The organism is Vibrio aquaticus (assembly GCF_003970385.1).
In the GTDB taxonomy this organism is placed as follows: domain Bacteria; phylum Pseudomonadota; class Gammaproteobacteria; order Enterobacterales; family Vibrionaceae; genus Vibrio; species Vibrio aquaticus.
The window spans coordinates 264879-285274 of sequence record NZ_RXZH01000001.1 but is presented as its reverse complement, the minus strand read 5'-3'; the positions used below and the strand labels follow the sequence as shown (position 1 = coordinate 285274).

Here is a 20396-nt window from a genome sequence, read left to right as displayed (position 1 = left end):
AAACTGGCGGAGTGAAAACTCTATACTTGAATTATTATGAACAGTATTAGGAAAGAAGTTTGTTTATTTACTTACACTATTTTTAGTTTAAGTCTTTTATTTTTTTCGGCGTTCCAACTCTATCAAAGCATATATCGAAGTGCGGCTGAGTTGCACGTGGAGAATCTCATCTACACCGTATCAAAAGCTGATGAAGTTAACTTGACGAAAGCGCTTTCTGTAAAGCTGTCTAGTTTCCCGCTTCCACTGGCTTACGATCTTAGTTTGGGTGCTACCCTGTATGAATGGGTGTATTATTTGTCTCAAGATAAAAGATATTTAGATTTACAGTTCAGATTGAGAGAGCAGAGCGTTCAGCTTCGTCCGACTTGGGCTCCTATCTATTTGCAGCGTGCGAAGCTATATCGCAGGTTAGACAATAGCAAAGAGAAAGATATGCTCGATTTAGCTCTGTACTTTGGCCCAAATGCTTTGAGTTCATTGATATACAACCTTGATTACACGTTTTCTCATTGGGATAACGTTTCTCGCGAATCACAGGTTAAGGCAGCAAATCAACTACTTGGTGTTTGGTCCCAATTCAATTATCGCTCTGAGTTGAATCAAATGATTGAATTTTCGCGAGGCAAGCAAAGGATATGTAATTTGATTACCTTCAATAATTTGTCGGTAGAATCTTGTAAAATGTAATCAACATAATGATTATGTTTACGCAAGCAGCTTCCCGTAAATAATATTCACTTTTTCCAAGAAAAGAGACAAGTTATTTGGTGATTCAAGTTTTTACGTTTTACTAAACTTGATAAGATTTTCATGTTTAAGGACAAACCCGAAAGGCTCCAAATGAGATTGAGAAAATTAAGCGTAACATTGTTGACCACTGTGATGTCATCTTCTTTAATGTCAGCGGAGATTTCTGACAGTGATCTTGTTCAGCGTTTAACCGATGAGCCCAATGCAGAAGCACTGCAGGCGGTGTTCGCAGAAACTCCAGATAACATATTAGAAGTATTGGCATTCTTGCTCAAAAGTGAAATGGTGGATCCTCAAGAAGCTATAACCGAAGCCCTATCGGTTGCACCCGAAAAAGTGAGCGAAATTGTAGAATTAGCGAGAGAAGCGGGTATAAGTAACGAAATCATTACTACCTCAGCACTATTAGCCGGGCTCGATCCTACGGTCGTTTCTGAAGCTACTGCAGCGGGTATTCAAACAGCAGCGACATCTCCAGCGATTGCTCCACCTACTGCACCTGCAATCGGCTCGAATGGCGGTGGTGGAACCGCAGTCGTATCGCCTAACTAATACTCTCACCTAAATTTAGATAGCCCGGCTAGTCCGGGCTTTTATTTGTTTATGAATCATATAGAGAAACTTGCTTTTTACACCTTTCTTGCGCTGATTATCTGGTTGCCTATACCTCTAGGTAGTAACCGAGATTGGGCCTGGGCAATCGCAGAGCTTTGGATTGCATTGCAGAGCTTGATGCTAATAGCTGCCTATAAGGGTTCTCTCCCTTTTCGAGTATTGAGTTCTTATAAAGTAGTGCTTTTAGGACTCTTGGTTTTTCAATTCTGGGTGCTGCTACAAACTATACCGTTACCGTTAACGTGGATAGCGACTGTGTCTGAGCAAACAGCGTATATTTATGACTTGGTTGGAGCACAGACAGGCTATTTATCGTTAGACTCACGAACGACCCAAATATCACTCTTCAAAGGACTTAGCTATTTGCTGTTTTTTATCAATGCGGCTTTCCTAGTGAATTCGAGTCATCGCCTTCGTTCAGTTGTCTTAGCTGTTGTGATTAGCGGTACTTTACAAGCTTTTTATGGGGCAGTGTCTGTCTTACTGAATGTACAAGAAAGTCTGGTTTTCGGTTTCCCAGAAAAGGATATCTCTACCGGTTCATTTGTTTACAAGAATCACCTTGCCAACTACCTGATGATGACATTATGTCTTGGTCTGGGGTTAATCATCGCGCAGCTTCACATTAGCCCTTCAGGCTCTTGGCATATTCGAATTAGAAGGGTTGTAGAGGGGATGCTCAGTCCCAAAATGCTCGTTCGTTTGTGCTTAATTATCATGGTGATAGCGCTAGTTATGACACGATCTCGTATGGGAAATATTGCTTTTTTTGCGGCAACGACAGTCGGTGGTCTCATCGCTTTAGTCTTTTATAAAAAGAAACCTAGAGCGCTAATAATACTTGTTGGGAGCGTGATAGCCATTGATACCATTGTTGTGGGTGCTTTATTTGGCTTAGAAAAAGTGAAGCAGAGGCTCGTTGAGACTTCTTTAGGAGCAGAGTCGAGAGATCAGGTTGTCGTATGGTCGATGGATATTATTCGAGACTTTCCGATTACCGGTACAGGAATGGGCAGTTTTTATACCGTGTTCCCAATGTACTCTAAATCTGATATTGGCTTTTATGACCATGCTCATAACGACTATGTTCAGTTTTTGGTCGAGGCCGGCATTCCAGCGACCTTACTACTCGGATGCGTGGTACTTTATTCTCTATTTCTTTGTTTTAACACAATTCGTACTCGCCAAAGTAAAACGATGAAGGGGCTCGCTTTAGGTTCTATGATGACGATTATCGGAATGCTTGTTCATATAAGTGTTGATTTTAATTTGCAGCCTATGGCCAATGCTATGACATTTATCTTAGTGTTATTCGTGGCCAACGCGACTGCAGTTTTGCCAGCGACCGGTCGCATTCTGAAAGACTCTTCAACGACTCAGCTTACGAATAAAAAGGTATTTTCAAATGATTAATAGAATTCTAATTGTCTGTTCAGGAAATATCTGTCGCTCTCCACTGGCTAAAGCGATTTTTGAGGCAGCTTTGCCTCAGGTGTCGTTCGATTCAGCAGGGTTATTGGTCGAAAATAGTCACTTATCGGGTAGCCCTGCAGCAGTTTACTCACAGGAACGCGCTAGCTTGTCGGATTTATGCTTATCTGAACATCGTGCTAAGCAGCTGACCCAAGAATTGGTCGACTGGAGTGATCTTATCCTCGTCATGAGTCATAGCCAGATGGATATGATTTCGCAAATTGCTGATGGTGCGCGAGGCAAAGCACACTTAATTGGACAGTGGATCGGCGTTGGTGATATTCCAGATCCAATAGGTAAAGAGTTTGTGGAGTTTGATAACTGCTACAGGCTTTTAGATAGAGCCGTTGGTTCATGGAAAGTTCGGTTACATGGACAAAAATCATAGCTCTTACCATTGGACTAAAACAAAGGCCCGCTTAGTTAAAAGTGGGCCTTTTTAGTGTCGAAGTCTGGATGGATCAACTATCGAATAGATATAGGTACTCGCCGTAACCTTGTTTTTCTAACTCATTCACAGGAATGAATCGCATCGCGGCAGAGTTCATGCAGTAGCGCAAGCCTGTCGGTGCAGGGCCATCTTTAAACACGTGACCAAGGTGAGAGTCAGCAAACCGGCTTCTTACTTCGGTACGCGGGTATAGCAAATGGTAATCAGTCTTTGTGACAATGTAACCTTCGTTGATTGGCTTCGTAAAGCTTGGCCAACCTGTCCCAGACTTATACTTGTCTGTGGAAGAAAATAGCGGCTCGCCAGTTACGACATCAACGTAGATACCATGTTCTTTGTTATCCCAATACTCATTATTGAATGCGCGCTCAGTGCCTTCTTCTTGCGTGACATAGTATTGAAGATCAGTCAGTGTCGATTTGATCGCTTTGTCCGATGGCTTGGTGTAAACCTTAATGTTTGAAACGGCTTTCTTTTCATCAATCAGCTGACGTAGTGTTACCGGATTCTCTTCACGGTCATCTCCGAAAATCTCATCTAGGTATTGGTCACGGCCAGATGCATAACGGTAGTAGTTATAACGAACTTTGTTACGCTTGTAGTAGTCTTGGTGATAACCCTCAGCAACCCAAAACTTATCAAACTTGATTAATTCGGTCTTTAGTGGCTTTTTGTAGATACCATGGTCGTCAATTTCTTTCATGAAGGTTTCCGCAATCTGCTTCTGCTCGGCATTGTGATAGAAGATAGCAGGGCGGTAATGTGGGCCTCGGTCGACAAATGAACCTTTATCATCCGTTGGGTCGATATGACGAAAGAACTGATCGAGGATCTGCTCATAGCTTACTGCTTTAGGGTCATATTTCACTTCAATGGCTTCAATATGTTCCGTTTTACCCGCAGAGACCTGCTTGTAGGTAGGGTTCTCTTCTTTACCACCGGAGTAGCCAGAGACCACATCAATCACACCTGGAAATTTTTCTAAGTCAGATTCCGTACACCAAAAGCAACCACCAGCAAGCGTTGCAACTTCATATCCGTTTAAAGCCGCAGTGTTTTTCATACTGCTATCAGCGTTTCCAACAAAAGAGGCCAGGGCAGCGATGGCGGCAATAGCAGTGAAGGCAAACTTAAACTTCGTTTTCATATCAACCTCATGGATTGTTTGTCTTTATTGATTAATAAGAACGAGCGGAATAGGAAAAAATTGCACGCCCAAGAAGTTTTATTGTTTTGGCGGATAGAAAGATCAAAAACGGCGTCACTAAGACGCCGCTAAAAAGAACAGAGTATTCGGTGCTTAACCAAGCGCAGGTAGAGCTCCGACCGTAATTAGGATTTGTGCCCCGACAATGAGCACTCCTACGACGCTACATAGAATTAGGCCGAGATTACCTCCCAACACTTGGTAATGGGATTCTTGGGCCGTCTGACGTGCTTTCTTCACCATCAGAATTGGCAAGAAGATAGCCAAAACAACTAAGGCAATAGCGGCATAACCTAACGCCATGATAAAGCCTTGTGGGTAGAACAGAGCGAATCCCATAGGCGGAGTGAAAGTCACCAAACCGACCAGTAGACGTGAGCCACCTTTACCTTTCTTCTTAAGGCTATCACCGAGAAATTCAAACAAACCGAGACTCACACCTAAGAAGGATGTTAAAAGCGCAAGGTCAGCAAAGACGCCTATCATTTGCCCGAGATTCGATGTATGAACCGTTGTCGCTAACGTTGAAATCAATGCACTAAGCCCCTGATTTTCAATGAGTGTCGATTGATTGACGACGCCTAATGTCACAAGTTGCCAGAATATGTACACAATCAAAGGAATTGCAGAACCAACTAGAATTGCTCTTCTTAAGGATGGAGTATGACCATCAAGGTAATTCACGATTGCAGGGATACTGCCGTGAAAACCGAATGAAGTGAAAATGACCGGAATTGCTGCAATCACTAACCCTCTCTCGACAGGTATACTAAGTAAGTAAGATTCAGTGACATTAGGCGCTAAAAAAGTGAGAACAATAGCCATGGTGACAATTTTCACTAAGAACAGTACACGATTCACTTTATCGACGGTTGAAGTACCAATGGTCACAACGCTTGCCACAATCAGAGTAAAAGTGAGTGTGGAGACGGCATTTGACACTTCTAGGCCAGTGAAGTCGGCGATACGATCCGAAAACTGCGCGCCACCACCCGCGATGTACGCTGCGCAAAGGGCATAAAACAGAAACATCATCGCAAAGCTTGCAACCCATTTTCCTTTTGTCCCTAAGAACTGCATTGCGAGCGTATGCAGTGTCGCGTCTTGTTCAGCGTGCTGGTGGATCTCGATCATTAACAGCGCGGTGTAGGCCATTAAACACCAGAGTGCGAGCATAATGATGAGAGAGGTGCTGAAGCCGATTCCGGCAGAAGCGAGTGGTAGCGCCAACATACCAGCACCAATCGTTGTGCCAGCGATGATCAAAGTACTACCCATTACCTTTGATTGATTCATTGTATATTATTCTTTACATTATTTGGTTTTGTCTAGTCATTCTATCTGCTTCTGCTAGTGAAATAGGATGTAATGACTGCGCTTTTGGCCATTATTTAAAATTATCGAATGACTTTCAAGAGCGATGTAAGGATTTTTTACCGATAGTGTATTGTTTTGTTTACAGATTAGGTTGGCTTGCCGACGAAAACGTTTACTTGAGATATGATTCAAACCATCGCCAGTTTTTACTTTCTCCTTTCAAAAAACTGTCATATAAGTGGTTTAAAAAGGAACACAAGTACCGCATATTGGTACTAAGGCCTTCGCCGGTCTTGTTATAATGTTAAAAAGGAGGTCAGAATGAGTGACCAAACAATCAACGAAGAATGCCTAGAGCTGTTAGATGCGATGGAGATTGGCTTCGAGCTTTCAGACTACGAACAGTCAATCGAAGAACTCGCAGAAGAGATCTTTAAATAATCTTTGTAAATTGAAAGGCTACCCTGAGTGAGTAGCGACCAGAAAGAGCCAGTGCAAATGCGCTGGCTTTGTGCTTTTATAAACAGATAGTTTTTATTCGGTACTGCTTTTGAACTATCTTGCTCATCTTCATATTGCTGATCATTGCCAATCAAGTCCGCTAGGAAACTTGTTGGGTGACTTTGTTAAAGGTGATCCGCAGCGTCAATTCCCCAAAGTGGTCGCCGATGGCATTCAATTACATCGGTTCGTGGATTCCTTTACGGACAGTCACCAAGCGGTACTGGACAGTAAATCGCTTTTCCCACAGGGAGTGAGGCGGTTCTCAGGCATTGCGTTAGATATGTTTTGGGACCACTGTCTATCTAAGCGGTGGGGAGAGTTCCATCATGATGAACTGCCTCTATTTTGCCTCAACGCGCAAAAACGTGTCATAGCGCAATCTCGCTTTCCACTACCAGATCGTTTTGTTCAGATGTCATTTGCTATGTGGCAAGGGCAATGGCTAGAATCCTACCAGCATTTAGACAATATTGAGTTCGCTCTCAATAGGATGTCGCAACGAAGAGCGACAATGGGAGTATTGGCCGAGTGTTTTCCCTATTTAGAGACAAACTACCACCAATTGAATGAAGTATTTAGTACCTTCTACCCCGAGATACTAACCGCAGCCAAAAGATTCTGATAGAATCGTCCGCCTTGCAATTATAGGTAACCTTGATGTCGACAGAATTTCAATCTCTAGGGCTGAACTCAGCACTGCTATCCACATTAGAAAAGTTAGGTTTTCAGCAGCCAACGGAAGTCCAAAAGCAAGCGATTCCGCATGTGCTTGAAGGCAAAGATGTCTTGGCCGGCGCTCAAACGGGGACGGGTAAAACTGCAGCCTTTGGCTTACCTATTTTGCACAAGCTGTTAGAGTCTGAATCGACTCGCGACCCTCAAAGTAACGATGTACGCGCGTTGGTGTTGGTACCCACTCGTGAGCTTGCCCAACAAGTCTTCGATAATATTACGTTATACGCTCAAGACACCGATATTAAAGTCGTGACCGCTTACGGTGGCACTAGCATGAATGTGCAAACGCGTAACCTGCACCAAGGTTGTGACATCCTTATCGCGACACCTGGCCGCCTAATCGATCATCTATTTTGCAAGAACATCAATCTTCTTAAAACAGATTACTTGGTTTTAGACGAAGCTGACCGTATGTTGGATATGGGCTTTATGCCTGATATCAAACGTATCCTTAGCAGATGCAGTGAAGAACGTCAGACGATGTTCTTCTCGGCGACGTTTGATAAACGCCTCAAAACCATTGCGTACAACATGCTAAACGAGCCTGTAGAAGTGCAGGTAACGCCATCAAACAGCACCGCTGAAACTGTGAAGCAGATGGTCTACCCAGTCGATAAAAAACGCAAAGCAGAGCTATTGGCCTACCTGATTGGGTCTCGTAACTGGCAACAAGTCTTGGTGTTTACCAAAACCAAGCAGGGCAGTGATGCATTAGCCAAAGAGCTGAAGCTGGACGGAATTAAAGCCGCGTCCATCAATGGTGATAAGAGCCAGGGCGCAAGACAAAAAGCGCTTGATGATTTTAAATCAGGTAAAATTCGCGCGTTGATTGCAACAGATGTGGCCGCACGTGGTTTAGATATTCAACAGTTAGAGCAAGTTGTGAACTTTGACATGCCGTATAAAGCAGAAGATTATGTACACCGAATCGGTCGTACGGGTCGTGCAGGCAAAGAAGGTTTTGCTGTATCACTCATGAGCCGTGATGAAGAGTATTTACTTGAGGCAATTGAACGGCTGCTAGACAGTAAACTCCCTCAGGAGTGGTTGGAAGGTTTTGAACCAAGCCTGATTGAAGAGATTGAACCAGATCGCTTACCAAAGCGCAAAGGTCGAAACTCTGACAAACGTAAAATGAAAGCTAAGCTTAAGATCCACGCCGGTCGAGGCAAGAGTAGTAAACGTTAGGATCATTAGTGAGCAGTAAAAAGGAATTTGCTGAAATTACATTAGAGCTGCTCAGTTTAGATGACGCTGAGCAGCTGCTTGCCTTTGAATCAGACAACAAAGGCTGGTTCGATCAATTTATCCCACCAAGAGAAGAAAACTTCTATTCTCTTCACGGCGTTCAAGCTCATATTCAAGAGTTTCTTCTTGATTACAAATGTCGTCAATTGCTCCCACTCCTCATCAAAGATCGCAACCATACTATTCTAGGGCGATTGAATTTTACCAATTTGGACTTTAAGAAGAACACGGCTCATGTTGGTTATAGAGTTGGGCAGAAGTATGTCTCTATGGGAGTCGCAACACAGGCCTTAGAAAGAGGGATAGCGATTCTAAAAACTCAAGGAATAGGCCGTCTGTTTGCGTATGTGGAAGTGAGTAATAAAGCGTCACAAAAAGTACTGCTTTCTAACGGTTTTCATCGAATACGAGTGGTAGAGAACTATGCAAAGCTTAATGGCAATGACATTGAGTGTATTGAGTACTCAATCAAGCTGAATGTTGTCTAGTCAACCGCAAGCTCACTTAAAACAAAAAGGCTCTCATAACGATATGGGAGCCTTTTTAATTGTTGAAGGTTAGGCATATTGTGCAATAAGCATTTCCCAGCTTTTACGTTGCGCCGCGAGATCATCTTTCATTTGTTGATAGCGGACTTTCAGTACCGAACGTTCATATTTCTGCGTGAGGTCAGCGCGCTTCGATTCCAGTACCTGTTTTTTAATATCGTAGTAGTCAGCTAACTTCACCATTAACTCTTCAAATTCTTTGTTTAATGCATCGTTAAGCAGCTTGCCATTGGGAAGCTTACTGACATTCCTAGATGCCGTGCTGAGCGCTTGTTTCGCTTTAGCTTTTTCAATTTTAAGCTTAGGCGTGACGCGTAATTTCTTAGTTAAACCTAGCCATGAACATGACTTGATTAACCATTTGGTTGGGTCGTATTGCCACCAATAAATACCATTGCGGTAGTCATTTTCAAAGATGTGATGGTAGTTATGATAGCCCTCACCAAAAGTGAACACGGCAAGAACAGCGTTATCGCGGGCAGTATTCTTATCTGTATAAGGTTGAGAGCCCCAAATGTGCGCCAATGAGTTAATAAAGAAGGTCGAGTGATGGCTGAACACCAGACGTAAGACACCGACGACTAGCAACATACCAATCACATCGCCATAGATAACGCCGAGTAGCAGAGGAAGACCAAAGTTAGTCGCTAGGGCAAGAGGGACATAGTATTTGTGCTGCCACATTACGATCTTATCTTTCTGTAGATCGCGACAGTTTGAATAGTCGTCGTATGTGTTGGTGTTGTATTCACGCAGCATCCAACCGATGTGAGAGAACCAAAATCCGCGTTTAGCCGAGTAAGGGTCTTTATCATTGTTGTCTACATGCTTGTGGTGAATGCGGTGGTCAGAACTCCAATGCAGGGCGCTGTTCTGGAGAGCGAAAGCGCCGCCAATAGCAAATATCAAACGTAGAGACCAATGCGCTTCAAAGGTTTTATGAGACCAAAGCCTGTGATAACCCGCCGTGATCGACAAATTACAAAAAGAAAACGCAGCGAGGAACCATAGCCCATGTTCTAACCCGTAACCATTCGTCATTCCGTACCAGGGCACGACAACAGCAGCAAGTAAGAATGAGGACAAAAAGATAAAGACGTTTAACCAAATCAGTGGTGGTTTGCTCAAACCAGACATTGGGATTTCCTTTCAGCTAACAATTGTTCGCTAGAATATCAGCGTACACGTGTAAGTCAAACGGCATGGTTCAAATTTATGAGGAGTCAACGGGATATTTGGTAACGATTTGTAGCTTTTATAGGAGTGACAATGCACTACGAATGGGGAATGTTTCAGAATGTTTGGCTTTTAGTTAAATGTTTTATAGTATGAAGGGGCAAACAATCCTTACAGGAAGTAATAAGGAACTACAAATGGAATTGAAAGTAGCTGAATATAGCGACTATGAACGCATTGCTACACTGCATGCACAGAGTTGGAAGCAATTTTACTCTGGTATCTTAGGCGCTGAGTTTCTTGAAGAAGAGGTTCATGATGAACGCTCTGCAATTTGGCAAACTCGCCTGATTAACCCACCGTTCAATCAACACGTAATCTTGCTCGAAGAGGGTGGTTTATTGTGTGGTTTCGTCTGTGCATTTGGCAATCATGATTTTGAGAAAGGCACCATTATTGATGCTCTGCACATTGACCCTAGTTACCGTGGCCGTGGTTTAGGAACTCAACTGCTGGCTGAAATTGCCCAGTGGATTGCGCAATATTTCCCTGACAATGGCGTCTATTTAGAAGTCATGAAAGATAACAAACAGGCCGTCGAGTTTTATCAGCATTTAGGTGGGCAGTGTGATCTAGAAAGGCTTTGGAACGCACCGTGTGGTAGCCAAGTTACCGAGCTGGTTTACACTTGGCCGTCAGGGCAAGCACTGTTAGAAAGTGTGCAAGATCACATTAAGTCAGAGCTTGTAACAGGTTGAAACACTTAACCTTTCCCTTTTGATAATTCTCGGACATAGCCTCACAGACTGTTAGATAGTTTTATAAAGCCCATTTTGTATTTATCTAACGGTCTATTCATGAAAAAAACGTTACTCTTTACGGCGCTTAGTAGTGCTATCTTTCTCGTAGGATGCGGCGACAATTCTCAAGGACAAAAACAAATGCCCGCACAGCTCGTAGTAGCAGAGCAGGCGCAATATTCCCCTCACCAACACAGCCAATCCTATATCGGTCGTATTGAAGCGGTCGAAGATACCAATATAACCGCTCAGGTTACGGGTTACCTCCAGACTCGCCATTTTAACGAAGGTCAAATGGTCGAGAAAGGTCAACTACTTTACTCAATTGAACCTTCCTCATTCGAGGCCCAACTCGCGAGTGCAAAAGCGACCTTAGCCCAGGCCAATGCGTCACTTAAAAAAGCGGAACTCGATTTCGAACGTGGTAAGAATCTGCTTCCTAAAGGCAGTATCTCTCAGTCTGAATTTGATAATTTGAACGCGGTACTTCTAGGTTCTCAAGCACAGGTTGAAGCCGCGAAAGCACACATTCATCTCGCCGAAGTGAACCTCTCTTACACACAAATTAGAGCTCCATTTGCTGGCCGTATTGCCCAAAGTAAAGTGAGTACCGGTGATTTAGTTTCACCTCAGTCGGGGATACTCACCACTCTCGTGAGCTTAGATCCTGTTCATACCAGTTTTAGTATTAGCGAACGAGAGCGTTTGCAGCTAGGAATGGATAAGGTGAAAGGAGAAGGGTCTGCAGAGTCCATCGAAGTACAAGTGGTACTAGAGAATGGTCAACCTTTTGAACATATCGGCAAGCTCGATTTCTTGGGTAACCGAATTGACCTCAATACCGGCACGATCGCGATGCGCGCGGAGGTTGATAACCCAGACTATCGCTTATTGCCCGGGCAGCATATCCGAGTCGAGTTACGAGAAAAGCAGACACAAGATGTGATCGTGATTCCTCGCCGCGCTGTTCAAACGGATCTTGAAGGCAATTTCGTTATGGTCGTTGCACAAGGAAATGTGGCCGAGCGACGAAACGTAGAGCTTGGCACTCAGCTTGAGCAAGGTGTTATCGTTAAAAACGGTTTGAAGGCTGAAGAACAAGTGATAACACAAGGGTTACAACGTATCCGAAACGGTGTGCCTGTTCGATTCGCTGATACAGCGGTCACTGAGTAGGAGGGGTCATGTTAAGTCGTTTTTTTATACAGCGCCCAAAATTCGCACTGGTTATCTCAATTATTCTTACCCTTGCTGGGGCGATTTCATTAACCCTCTTGCCAGTGGCTGAATATCCTAAAATTAGCCCACCTTCTGTGAGCGTTAATGCCTACTACACGGGGGCAAGTGCCGAAGTCGTCGAGCAGGCCATTGCTGATCCCATCGAAACCTCAGTGAATGGTGTAGAAGACATGATCTACATGTCTTCAAAAAGTGCCAATGATGGTTCATACAGCTTGAACGTGACGTTCGATGTTGGCACTGACCCAGATATGGCTCAAGTTAACGTTCAGAACCGAGTATCGCAAATAGAATCCAAGCTTCCTCAAGAAGTTCGTATGGTTGGCGTGACGGTGAAAAAACGCTCACCCGATCTACTTATGGTTCTAAACTTCTTTTCACCAGACGGTAAGTATGATGATCAGTTCTTGATTAACTACATCAACCTAAACGTGAAAGATCAACTGGCTCGAGTCAAGGGTATCAGTGAAGTGAACGTGATCGGTGGCGGCGAATATGCAATGCGTGTTTGGCTTGACCCAGAGAAGATGGCGAACTTAAACCTAACGACCAGTGACGTTTACTCAGCACTTGCCGAGCAAAACGTACAAGTTGCCGCAGGACGAGTGGGTGCTGCACCGTATAGCACGGCGCAAGAAGTCCAGTTCAACCTTGTGACCAAAGGTCGTTTGGAAAGCGTTGATGAGTTTGAGAATGTTGTGCTTCGTGCAAATCGTGATGGCTCTAGCGTCTATCTAAAAGATGTTGCCCGCGTAGAGCTCGGCAAGAAGTTCTATGACGGTAGCGGTAAATTCCGTGGACAAGATGCTTCAATCGTAGCGCTCTCACTTCAGTCTGACGCCAATGCATTAGAAAGCGGCCAAGCGGTGATGGAACTGCTCGACAACTTAAGTACGAACTTCCCTGAAGGGATGGCGTATGAAACCAGTTATGACACAACAGTCTTTGTTGCGGAATCGATTAAAGGCGTCGTTAAGACGCTGGTGGAAGCGATATTACTGGTTATTGCGGTGACCTATCTGTTTTTAGGCAGTGCACGAGCCACCTTAATTCCTGTGGTTGCAATCCCTGTTTCTCTGATTGGCACTTTTGCAATCATGCAGGCGACGGGCTTTACCATTAATACCGTGACCTTGTTCGGCTTGATTCTCGCTATTGGTATCGTGGTCGATGACGCGATCCTTGTTATCGAAAATGTCGACACTACTATGGCGCAAGACCCAACGCTTAGCCCACGTAAAGCGACCTTGATCGCGATGAAAGAGGTGACTGGACCGATCGTAACCTCGACGTTAGTTCTATTAGCCGTGTTCTTGCCAGTTGCGATGCTTCCGGGAATTACTGGCATCATGTATAGACAGTTTGCATTAACGATCTGTATCTCGGTTGTGATCTCTTCCATTAACGCGCTAACGCTTTCACCTGCGTTGTGTTCACTGGTACTGAAACAGGGCGGTGGTAATACGGCTCGTTGGTTTAAGGCCTTTAACGCTGGGCTAGAGCGAGTTACCAAGCGTTACGGCCAAGTGGCGGGCTTCCTGGTGAAAAAGGCGCTGTTACTGATCACCTTCTTTGTTGTTGCGGTTGCGGCGGTGAGTTTCTTTGCCAAAACAACGTCGACAGCATTCGTACCTCAAGAAGACAAAGGCATCTTACTCGTTAACGTGCAACTTCCAGATTCTGCATCGCTATCGCGCACTGAAGCGGTGTCTGAAAAGTTGATGAACATCGTTGAACAAGAGCCGGGTGTTGATGGCGTGACGGTTGCGAATGGCTTCGCATTTATGACCGGCGCTGCCGCGTCGAATGGTGCGTCACTGTTTATTAAACTGCATGACTGGGATACGCGTAACGGCCTAGACGGTGAGCATTCGGCTAATGCGATCGCTCAGCGCATCAATGGTAAAGCGGCAATGGCGATGCCAGAAGCGATCGTCTTTGCCATGGGGCCGCCAGCGGTACCGGGTATGGGCGCGGCATCAGGTTTTGAGTTTGTTCTTGAAGATACGCTAGGGCGAAGCCGAACTGATCTGGCGATGGTGATGGGGCAGGTGATTGAAGAAGCGAACAAACAACCTGAAATTGGTTTTACGTTCAGTACTTTCCGAGCCAACGTTCCGCATTACTATGTTGATATTGACCGAGAAAAGACCCAGCAGCTTGGTGTTCCCTTGTCGAACGTGTTCCAAACGCTACAGGGTAACTTAGGCTCGCTGTACGTCAATGACTTCACGATGTTTGGCAAAAACTTCCGCGTGACCATGCAGGCAGACGGCCAACATCGTCAGACAATGGAAGATTTAGAACGCTTCCACGTAAGGTCGGCCAGTGGTGAGATGATTCCACTCAGCACTCTAGTGAGCTACGAGCAAATCTTCGAACCGGATGTGGCATGGCGCTACAATATGTACCGTAGTGCTATCATCCAAGGTCAGCCAGCTCCGGGGTACTCAAGTGGTGATGCGATTGCTGCAATGGAACGTGTCGCAGAAGAAATCTTACCTCAAGGCTATCAATATGAATGGACAGGTATGGCTTACCAAGAGGTGTTAGCGGGTAATCAGGCAATTTTTGCTTTTGCTCTCGCGTTGATCTTTATCTATCTGTTCATGGTGGCACAATATGAGAGTTGGTCGATTCCATTGGCCATCATTCTTGTGGTGCCAGTAGCGACCTTAGGTTCTTTCTTGGCACTGAATCTAACGGGTACACCGCTCAACCTCTATGCCCAGATAGGCTTAGTTCTGCTCATAGCCTTAGCGGCAAAGAACGCAATCTTAATCGTTGAGTTTGCTAAGTTAGAAAGAGAAGAGAAAGATGTTCCAATTGACCAAGCGGCGGTGAAGGGCGGTAAGTTACGTTTCCGCGCAGTGAACATGACATCTTGGTCGTTCATCTTAGGTATCTTCCCATTGATCTTTGCTTCAGGCGCCGGTCACGTGAGTCAAAACTCGTTAGGTATTTCACTGATTGGTGGATTACTGTGCGTGCTTCTTGCCGGTACGTTCTTGATCCCAGGTTTCTATGCGATGGTGCAAAGAAGACGAGAGAAGATTTACGGAGGCAACACTAAACTGGTTCCGATCGATGATGAGTAATTTTGGATCGCTAAGGTAAATAAAAAATCCCCTCAGTGAATGCTGGGGGGATTTTTTCTTATTGGTGTCAGATAGCTGCGGAATTACGAAGTCTTAAACTCAGCAACCGCTTTATCCATTTCGCCCGCTTGTGTTGCGATGCCGTCGACCTCAATCAAACATTGCTGCGCTGAGTTCATGTTACCTTCTGATATCGAGTTAAGTTCAGTAATAGACTCACTGACTTGATTCATCACGATGCCTTGCTCTTCGATGGCTGACGCTATACGTTCTGAATTTGCCTGAATGTTGGTCATATCATCAATGATTTGCGTTAAGCTGCTGTCGAGAGTCTTCGATGCTTCAAGGGTTTGACCGCCTTGTTCATTACATTGATCAATATCTGTCACCACTTGCGACATTTGGCTTTGGATCGCCGTCACAACCTTAGTGATTTCTTCCGTTGATTGATGTGTACGGCTAGCTAGCGCACGAACTTCATCGGCAACCACAGCGAAACCTCGGCCTTGTTCACCCGCACGTGCAGCCTCAATAGCGGCGTTCAGTGCGAGAAGGTTAGTTTGCTCGGCGATTTCTTGAATGATGTTGACGGCATCACCAATCTTATCGACGTGATTGTTGAGTGAATTAATAGACTCTTGGCTATTGCCCAAAATAGAAGAAAGTTGGTCAATATTATTCACAGTGGTTTCGACCACTTTTCGACCGGTTTGTGCATTGACTGAAGCTTGCTGTACGCCTTCGACGGCGACAGAAGTGCTTTCAGAGATCTCATTGATAGTTGAAACCATTTCTTGCACAGAGGTGGCCATCATACTGGTGTGATTGGCTTGAACATGAAATTGTTCCATCACGTTTTGAAGTTCACTGTGCATGTTGCCGGTGCTGTTTGACAGGGTGGCTGACTTAGCTTGTGAACCGGCAATTAGCGACTCGAACTTGTCTAATAGTCGGTCAAAGTAGCTACCGATTTCAGACAGCTCATCATTGTTGGTGAGTTTTGCGCGAAGAGAAACATTATTGGTTTCAGCGATTTTTTGAATTGCGTGAAGCAGTGAAGAAACCTGTAGGTTAATTGAACGCGAGATTTGGAAAATAAAACCAAAGATCAGCAACACAACTAACGTAGTCACAACTAGCTTCAATGTTGCCAACTGACTACGAGTCGCTTCAGTTTGCTGTGCGAGTGCAGCAGAAAAAGATTTAAACTGCTTTTCTACATTGTGGGATAGGCCGCGAGTATCACCTAGAAGCCCTTGGTTATATTTCAGACCGATCTTCTTGCTTTGCTCAATCAGCGTGTTGGCGGCACTTACAAGGGATGATGCGTTACTTGGAAGCAAGTCGCCGTTAAATTCTCCCTTTAAAACCAGTTCATTGAACTTGAACAAATCCACAAGTTGGTCGCTACTAAGCGACGCTTTAATACTCGCAAGTTGAGTAAAGTATTGTCCGTAGAGCTTGTCCTCTGGCTTCAATCCGCGCTGTTCAAAGGCATTGACTAGAGCATTGAAGCCGTCTTGATATTTGAGAATATCTTGCTTGAGCTGCTGGCTAGAGGGAAGGTCGTTAGCGTTAAGTATTCCCGCTAATTCAGACTCTAGGCTCAAAAACGTGTCCATATTTTTGTTAAATTTATCGAGATACTTCATGTCTTTACGTAACAAGAAGTCCTTCTCGTTTCTGCGGAGGTTTAAGAGGCGAATTTCGAGTTTAGCAACCAATAAACTGGCTTGATTGAGTTGCGAGGTAGTCTGGGCAAAATGAGTGGTTGAAAAAAGAACAGTAACAACCCCTAAAATGGCTACAACACCTAATGAATACAGTTTATTCTTAATATTCATAAGATTACCTTAGTCCGTTTGGTAAATGATTTACTTTTTATTTATAAAGATGTTAGTTGCTATCGGCAGATATATCAATATCTTGAATCGCCACGATAAGTAATTGAATAAAAGATTAAAAAGAGTTGAAAATGTTCGAGTTGTTAGACGATTATCAAGGCCTTATCTTTGATATGGACGGCACATTGATTGATACCATGCCAGCGCACTTAGAAGCCTGGCACCAAACCGCTGCTCATTTTGAGTTTCCATTTTCAAATGATTGGCTACATAGCTTGGGTGGAATGCCGAGCTACAAAATTGCAGCTGAAGTGAATGCCAAATATGGTTTATCACTTGATCCTTACGAAGTATCTCGATTCAAAATGGCAACGTTTGCTGCGATAGAGCAACATGGTGAAGTGATCCCTTGCAGTGTTAATGTGTTGGAGCACTACTACAGCAAAAAGAAACTGGCCGTAGGTACGGGAAGTCAACGAGACAGTGCGATTAGGCTACTGACAAAGGCTGGGTTGATTGAAAAGTTAGACGCTATTGTTACGGCAACAGATGTGACTAACCACAAACCTCATCCAGAGACTTTCTTGCAAGCGGCAGATCAGGTTGGCTTGAAACCAGACCAATGCGTTGTATTTGAAGATACGAAATTGGGGATGCAGGCTGCGCACGCCGCTGAAATGGATTGTGTGATGGTGGAAAAAGGGAACTTAGTGTTTTATCCATGTGTCAGATAGTAAAAGAGCCGCAAAAAATGGCGGCTCTTTTTAATTGGGCTAGATTATCGATCCCAGTACGCTTCTTCTAAGCTGTCTTCACGTTCTGGCAGTGCTCGGCCAAGACGTGGAGAATGCTGTGTTAGCACTTCGTAGCTTACTCGGTTCGCATACTTACAAATTTGTGAAAGCGATGAGTAAGTTAGGTAAGGGTTGTCATGCTTAGATGAATTCGGCACATTCATTAAGTGGTGGCTGTTTGCCGCCATATCATGAAGCAGTGCTGAAAGAGCGGCATCACCTGCACCGTTGGTGTTCTTAATCTCTAGCGGACCACCTAAGTACGGACCGATGTGAGAATACACTTTCACTGGAGTTTTACAGTCTGAACGACGCATAGCACGGCTAAATTCGTACTTATTGAATTCAGGGATGTTACCCGGAAGAAGTGGTAATTCAGTTTCACGTTTCACTGATTCATCCGTGTAACCAGCCATATACAGACCCACTGGACCAGCCGTACAAAGTACCACGTCTACCCATTCAAGCGCTTTGTCAGCAGCAAGCAACGGATCTTTTTCACCCGTCAGAGCTTCACCTTCTTCTTCGTTCATTGCAACGATAGAGATGTTCTCTTTAATGTATTCTTGCCACCATTCTGCGTTACCTTCGATAACCCATTTAGTCCCAAGGGTAAGCACGACAGGTACGTTCTTCGTTTTTGCAATTTCAATCGCACGAGCAACTGCTTGTGGCATTGGATCTTCTGGTTTACCACGCATTAGGTAAGAAGAAACAATGAGTGCCGATGCTTTATCAAAGACCTCTTCTGGGATGCTATCTGGGCGCAGTTTATTCATGTGACCTTCATTGATCGCGAACGTACGTTCACCATTTTCTGAGATCAATGTGTAACAGCGACCAATAGAGCCTTCGACCATTTGTAGGTGATTCAGGTTCATGCGAGAAGAGGTGCGGCATAGGTAGCGGTAGGCGAATGAGCCCACTTCGATATTACGCGACATAACGCCTAGCAGCACAGATTTACTGTCTGCTAAAACAGAATAATTGTGCAGCGTGTTGCCGATCGTATCACCAGGGTATTGATGAGTGATCAATTCGCGTGCAACGAGTTCGTCGTAAAGTGCATCCGCCTGGCTTTCTTCTAAAACTAGAGAGTGTCCCTTACTCAAACCGTATTTTGTTAGAAACTCATCATCAACACGAGCTTCAATATCAACAATTGTTTGACCAACACCAACCACGATAGGTCGGTATAGCTTTGGCGTTTGTTTCATCTGGTTGATGAGTGGATCACGAGCGTGAGTTGGAAAATAGTGCTTAGATTTGCGCTGTCCGGGAAACTTCATGTTAAAAGTTGGGTTGGGAATTTTGGCCGCATAATATCACATAGTTGTAAGATTGCTTTCATATTTATTACATAAAAACGGGGCAAGCATTACTGATTGCCCCTTAAATGACCTATTTATCGCCTTGGTAAGCACCGTAAGCTTTTGTACCCCAAAGTGGAACAGTTGAAAGGCTGTGCTTAAAGCTACCAGAGGTCTCTTTAGTCGAGTAAGACAAGTACATTAACGTTTGGTTTTCAACGTCAATAATACGGCGAATCTTCATGCTCTTGAAAAAGATGCTCTTTGATTTCTTAAAGACCACCTCGCCATCGTTTGACTTATCAATGTTCGCGATCATTTCCGGAGTGATTTCACCCGTTTGACGGCATGAGATAGAGCTATCACTAGGATCGGCTAAGCTAAAGTCTGCTTCAATAGACGCAACATGACAGGTAACGCCAGTGACAACAGGATCTTGCATGTGGTTAAGTTTGATGTCTTTCATGGTGAACAGACCCAAACTGACATCACCCACTTCACCGCTGTCACACGCAGTAAGACTTAGAGTCATTAAGCCAATCGTTGCTATTTTCTTGATCATTGTACTGAGTCCCTTAGTGAAACAATTTGTAAACCATTAAAACAGCCTAAGCATATCAGCTTTCCAGTCTAGTTGCCGAATAAGTGGTTAAAAGACTTGTGACCTCAATGTGTTATCGAGTAAGCTTTCTTTTTAGTTAGAGCACAATATAGGTATAAGCTAAGCTATGTCGCACCCGAAGATTGCCGAATTAAAAAACGCTTGGCTTTACCAGCAAGTTGATGTTCAGTTTCCTACCAAAGAAAGTCTCGTTGGCTTAGAGCTCTATAAGCAAGCGGCTGCAGAATGCCAGTACCAGCTTTACCAGCCTAGTGAGGCTCACGAAACCGCTTTTTCTCCTGATGAGTTATTCCTCGTCGATTTTCATCGATTAACCGTTATGTTTGCGTTGCTCCAAGCCAATCGATGGTCAAAGCCGCAAGATCAAGAGATGATCGTTGAATTCTTAACCCAAATTATCTATTCAGAGCCTTGTTCACTTTATTTGGGCTTTAAAGAGGGCGAAGCAGTCGCCGCCGCGATCGTTACTCAAGTTGACTCGACCGCGTTAATTTCTGACGTTGTCTGTAAAGAAAGTACGAATCAAGCATTATTCGTTGACAGTTTAGTAGCGAAGTTAATGCCTAACGTTAAGCAGGAACTTGAACTGTTTATTGAAAAATAAGCAAGAAAAGAGTGATTCACACGATAAATCTGATCATGGCTTCGTCAGAATCAGACAA

At 44.3% G+C, this 20396-nt stretch carries 18 protein-coding genes; 12 read left to right on the top strand and 6 right to left on the bottom strand.

The genetic code is table 11. The annotated features are described in order from the left end of the window. Positions 1 to 36: 36 nt before the first annotated feature. From EJ063_RS01175 to EJ063_RS01160, 4 genes are all read left to right on the top strand, one after another. The gene (locus EJ063_RS01175) at positions 37 to 690 is read left to right on the top strand and encodes a hypothetical protein (RefSeq protein WP_126572179.1); all 654 of its coding nucleotides are present in this window, start codon (positions 37 to 39) and stop codon (positions 688 to 690) included. Positions 691 to 843: 153 nt separating this feature from the next. Continuing rightward, positions 844 to 1305, top strand: coding sequence for a hypothetical protein (locus EJ063_RS01170; RefSeq protein ID WP_126572178.1), 462 nt, complete (start codon positions 844 to 846; stop codon positions 1303 to 1305). 51 nt (positions 1306 to 1356) lie between these two features. Continuing rightward, positions 1357 to 2781, top strand: coding sequence for an O-antigen ligase family protein (locus EJ063_RS01165; protein WP_126572177.1), 1425 nt, complete (start codon positions 1357 to 1359; stop codon positions 2779 to 2781). Continuing rightward, on the top strand, positions 2774 to 3229 hold the full coding sequence (locus EJ063_RS01160) for a low molecular weight protein-tyrosine-phosphatase (protein ID WP_126572176.1): 456 nt from the start codon (positions 2774 to 2776) through the stop codon (positions 3227 to 3229). Before EJ063_RS01165 ends, EJ063_RS01160 begins: the two co-directional genes overlap by 8 nt. A 73-nt stretch (positions 3230 to 3302) precedes the next feature. On the opposite strand, the gene msrB is transcribed toward EJ063_RS01160, so the two are convergent. Both msrB and EJ063_RS01150 read right to left on the bottom strand, forming a co-directional pair. Beyond that, a complete protein-coding gene (gene msrB / locus EJ063_RS01155) occupies positions 3303 to 4439 on the bottom strand; it encodes a peptide-methionine (R)-S-oxide reductase MsrB (protein WP_126572175.1) in 1137 nt (378 codons plus the stop codon). Positions 4440 to 4592: 153 nt separating this feature from the next. After that, complete coding sequence (locus EJ063_RS01150; RefSeq protein WP_126572174.1) at positions 4593 to 5795, bottom strand: aromatic amino acid transport family protein; 1203 nt, start codon at positions 5793 to 5795, stop codon at positions 4593 to 4595. A gap of 571 nt (positions 5796 to 6366) precedes the next feature. On the opposite strand from EJ063_RS01150, the gene EJ063_RS01145 reads away from it, so the two are divergent. The 3 genes from EJ063_RS01145 to EJ063_RS01135 are packed head-to-tail and all read left to right on the top strand — an operon-like array spanning position 6367 to position 8791. Then, positions 6367 to 6942 (top strand): acyl carrier protein phosphodiesterase, encoded by a 576-nt coding sequence (locus EJ063_RS01145; RefSeq protein WP_126572173.1) that lies wholly within the window; start codon positions 6367 to 6369, stop codon positions 6940 to 6942. A gap of 35 nt (positions 6943 to 6977) precedes the next feature. Next, positions 6978 to 8243 carry a DEAD/DEAH box helicase gene (locus tag EJ063_RS01140; protein WP_126572172.1) on the top strand — a complete coding sequence of 422 codons (1266 nt, stop codon included), beginning with the start codon at positions 6978 to 6980 and terminating at the stop codon, positions 8241 to 8243. Between the two features lie 8 nt (positions 8244 to 8251). After that, a complete protein-coding gene (locus EJ063_RS01135; protein WP_126572171.1) occupies positions 8252 to 8791 on the top strand; it encodes a GNAT family N-acetyltransferase in 540 nt (179 codons plus the stop codon). A gap of 69 nt (positions 8792 to 8860) precedes the next feature. Here the strand turns inward: EJ063_RS01135 and EJ063_RS01130 are convergent, their stop codons facing one another. After that, a complete protein-coding gene (locus tag EJ063_RS01130; protein WP_126572170.1) occupies positions 8861 to 9988 on the bottom strand; it encodes an acyl-CoA desaturase in 1128 nt (375 codons plus the stop codon). Positions 9989 to 10224: 236 nt separating this feature from the next. Between EJ063_RS01130 and EJ063_RS01125 the strand changes: the two genes are divergently transcribed. The 3 genes from EJ063_RS01125 (at position 10225) to EJ063_RS01115 (ending at position 15164) form a co-directional block, all read left to right on the top strand. Next, on the top strand, positions 10225 to 10785 hold the full coding sequence (locus tag EJ063_RS01125) for a GNAT family N-acetyltransferase (protein WP_126572169.1): 561 nt from the start codon (positions 10225 to 10227) through the stop codon (positions 10783 to 10785). Between the two features lie 99 nt (positions 10786 to 10884). Beyond that, positions 10885 to 12003 carry an efflux RND transporter periplasmic adaptor subunit gene (locus EJ063_RS01120; RefSeq protein ID WP_126572168.1) on the top strand — a complete coding sequence of 373 codons (1119 nt, stop codon included), beginning with the start codon at positions 10885 to 10887 and terminating at the stop codon, positions 12001 to 12003. Positions 12004 to 12011: 8 nt separating this feature from the next. After that, entirely contained in the window at positions 12012 to 15164 is a 3153-nt protein-coding gene (locus EJ063_RS01115) for an efflux RND transporter permease subunit (RefSeq protein WP_126572167.1), read from the top strand. A gap of 83 nt (positions 15165 to 15247) precedes the next feature. Here the strand turns inward: EJ063_RS01115 and EJ063_RS01110 are convergent, their stop codons facing one another. Beyond that, positions 15248 to 17008, bottom strand: a complete 1761-nt coding sequence (locus EJ063_RS01110; protein ID WP_126572166.1) for a methyl-accepting chemotaxis protein — start codon at positions 17006 to 17008, stop codon at positions 15248 to 15250. Positions 17009 to 17139: 131 nt separating this feature from the next. Here EJ063_RS01110 and EJ063_RS01105 point away from each other — a divergent pair, with 131 nt between their 5' ends. Then, entirely contained in the window at positions 17140 to 17742 is a 603-nt protein-coding gene (locus EJ063_RS01105) for a beta-phosphoglucomutase family hydrolase (protein WP_126572165.1), read from the top strand. Between the two features lie 44 nt (positions 17743 to 17786). On the opposite strand, the gene EJ063_RS01100 is transcribed toward EJ063_RS01105, so the two are convergent. Both EJ063_RS01100 and EJ063_RS01095 read right to left on the bottom strand, forming a co-directional pair. After that, positions 17787 to 19091 (bottom strand): inosine/guanosine kinase, encoded by a 1305-nt coding sequence (locus EJ063_RS01100; protein ID WP_126572164.1) that lies wholly within the window; start codon positions 19089 to 19091, stop codon positions 17787 to 17789. Positions 19092 to 19203: 112 nt separating this feature from the next. Then, positions 19204 to 19674, bottom strand: coding sequence for a CreA family protein (locus tag EJ063_RS01095; RefSeq protein WP_126572163.1), 471 nt, complete (start codon positions 19672 to 19674; stop codon positions 19204 to 19206). Positions 19675 to 19840: 166 nt separating this feature from the next. On the opposite strand from EJ063_RS01095, the gene EJ063_RS01090 reads away from it, so the two are divergent. After that, positions 19841 to 20338, top strand: coding sequence for a flavodoxin (locus EJ063_RS01090; protein WP_126572162.1), 498 nt, complete (start codon positions 19841 to 19843; stop codon positions 20336 to 20338). The last annotated feature ends 58 nt before the right edge of the window (positions 20339 to 20396 follow it).

What these genes read in the sequence shown, in the direction of transcription:
- EJ063_RS01150 (WP_126572174.1), bottom strand. Translation starts at nt 5,795, where the DNA reads ATGAATCAATCAAAGGTAATGGGTAGTACTTTGATCATCGCTGGCACA.
- EJ063_RS01170 (WP_126572178.1), top strand. Translation starts at nt 844, where the DNA reads ATGAGATTGAGAAAATTAAGCGTAACATTGTTGACCACTGTGATGTCA.
- EJ063_RS01110 (WP_126572166.1), bottom strand. Translation starts at nt 17,008, where the DNA reads ATGAATATTAAGAATAAACTGTATTCATTAGGTGTTGTAGCCATTTTA.
- EJ063_RS01175 (WP_126572179.1), top strand. Translation starts at nt 37, where the DNA reads ATGAACAGTATTAGGAAAGAAGTTTGTTTATTTACTTACACTATTTTT.
- EJ063_RS01120 (WP_126572168.1), top strand. Translation starts at nt 10,885, where the DNA reads ATGAAAAAAACGTTACTCTTTACGGCGCTTAGTAGTGCTATCTTTCTC.
- msrB (WP_126572175.1), bottom strand. Translation starts at nt 4,439, where the DNA reads ATGAAAACGAAGTTTAAGTTTGCCTTCACTGCTATTGCCGCCATCGCT.
- EJ063_RS01105 (WP_126572165.1), top strand. Translation starts at nt 17,140, where the DNA reads ATGTTCGAGTTGTTAGACGATTATCAAGGCCTTATCTTTGATATGGAC.
- EJ063_RS01090 (WP_126572162.1), top strand. Translation starts at nt 19,841, where the DNA reads ATGTCGCACCCGAAGATTGCCGAATTAAAAAACGCTTGGCTTTACCAG.
- EJ063_RS01165 (WP_126572177.1), top strand. Translation starts at nt 1,357, where the DNA reads ATGAATCATATAGAGAAACTTGCTTTTTACACCTTTCTTGCGCTGATT.
- EJ063_RS01100 (WP_126572164.1), bottom strand. Translation starts at nt 19,091, where the DNA reads ATGAAGTTTCCCGGACAGCGCAAATCTAAGCACTATTTTCCAACTCAC.
- EJ063_RS01115 (WP_126572167.1), top strand. Translation starts at nt 12,012, where the DNA reads ATGTTAAGTCGTTTTTTTATACAGCGCCCAAAATTCGCACTGGTTATC.
- EJ063_RS01125 (WP_126572169.1), top strand. Translation starts at nt 10,225, where the DNA reads ATGGAATTGAAAGTAGCTGAATATAGCGACTATGAACGCATTGCTACA.
- EJ063_RS01140 (WP_126572172.1), top strand. Translation starts at nt 6,978, where the DNA reads ATGTCGACAGAATTTCAATCTCTAGGGCTGAACTCAGCACTGCTATCC.
- EJ063_RS01095 (WP_126572163.1), bottom strand. Translation starts at nt 19,674, where the DNA reads ATGATCAAGAAAATAGCAACGATTGGCTTAATGACTCTAAGTCTTACT.
- EJ063_RS01160 (WP_126572176.1), top strand. Translation starts at nt 2,774, where the DNA reads ATGATTAATAGAATTCTAATTGTCTGTTCAGGAAATATCTGTCGCTCT.
- EJ063_RS01130 (WP_126572170.1), bottom strand. Translation starts at nt 9,988, where the DNA reads ATGTCTGGTTTGAGCAAACCACCACTGATTTGGTTAAACGTCTTTATC.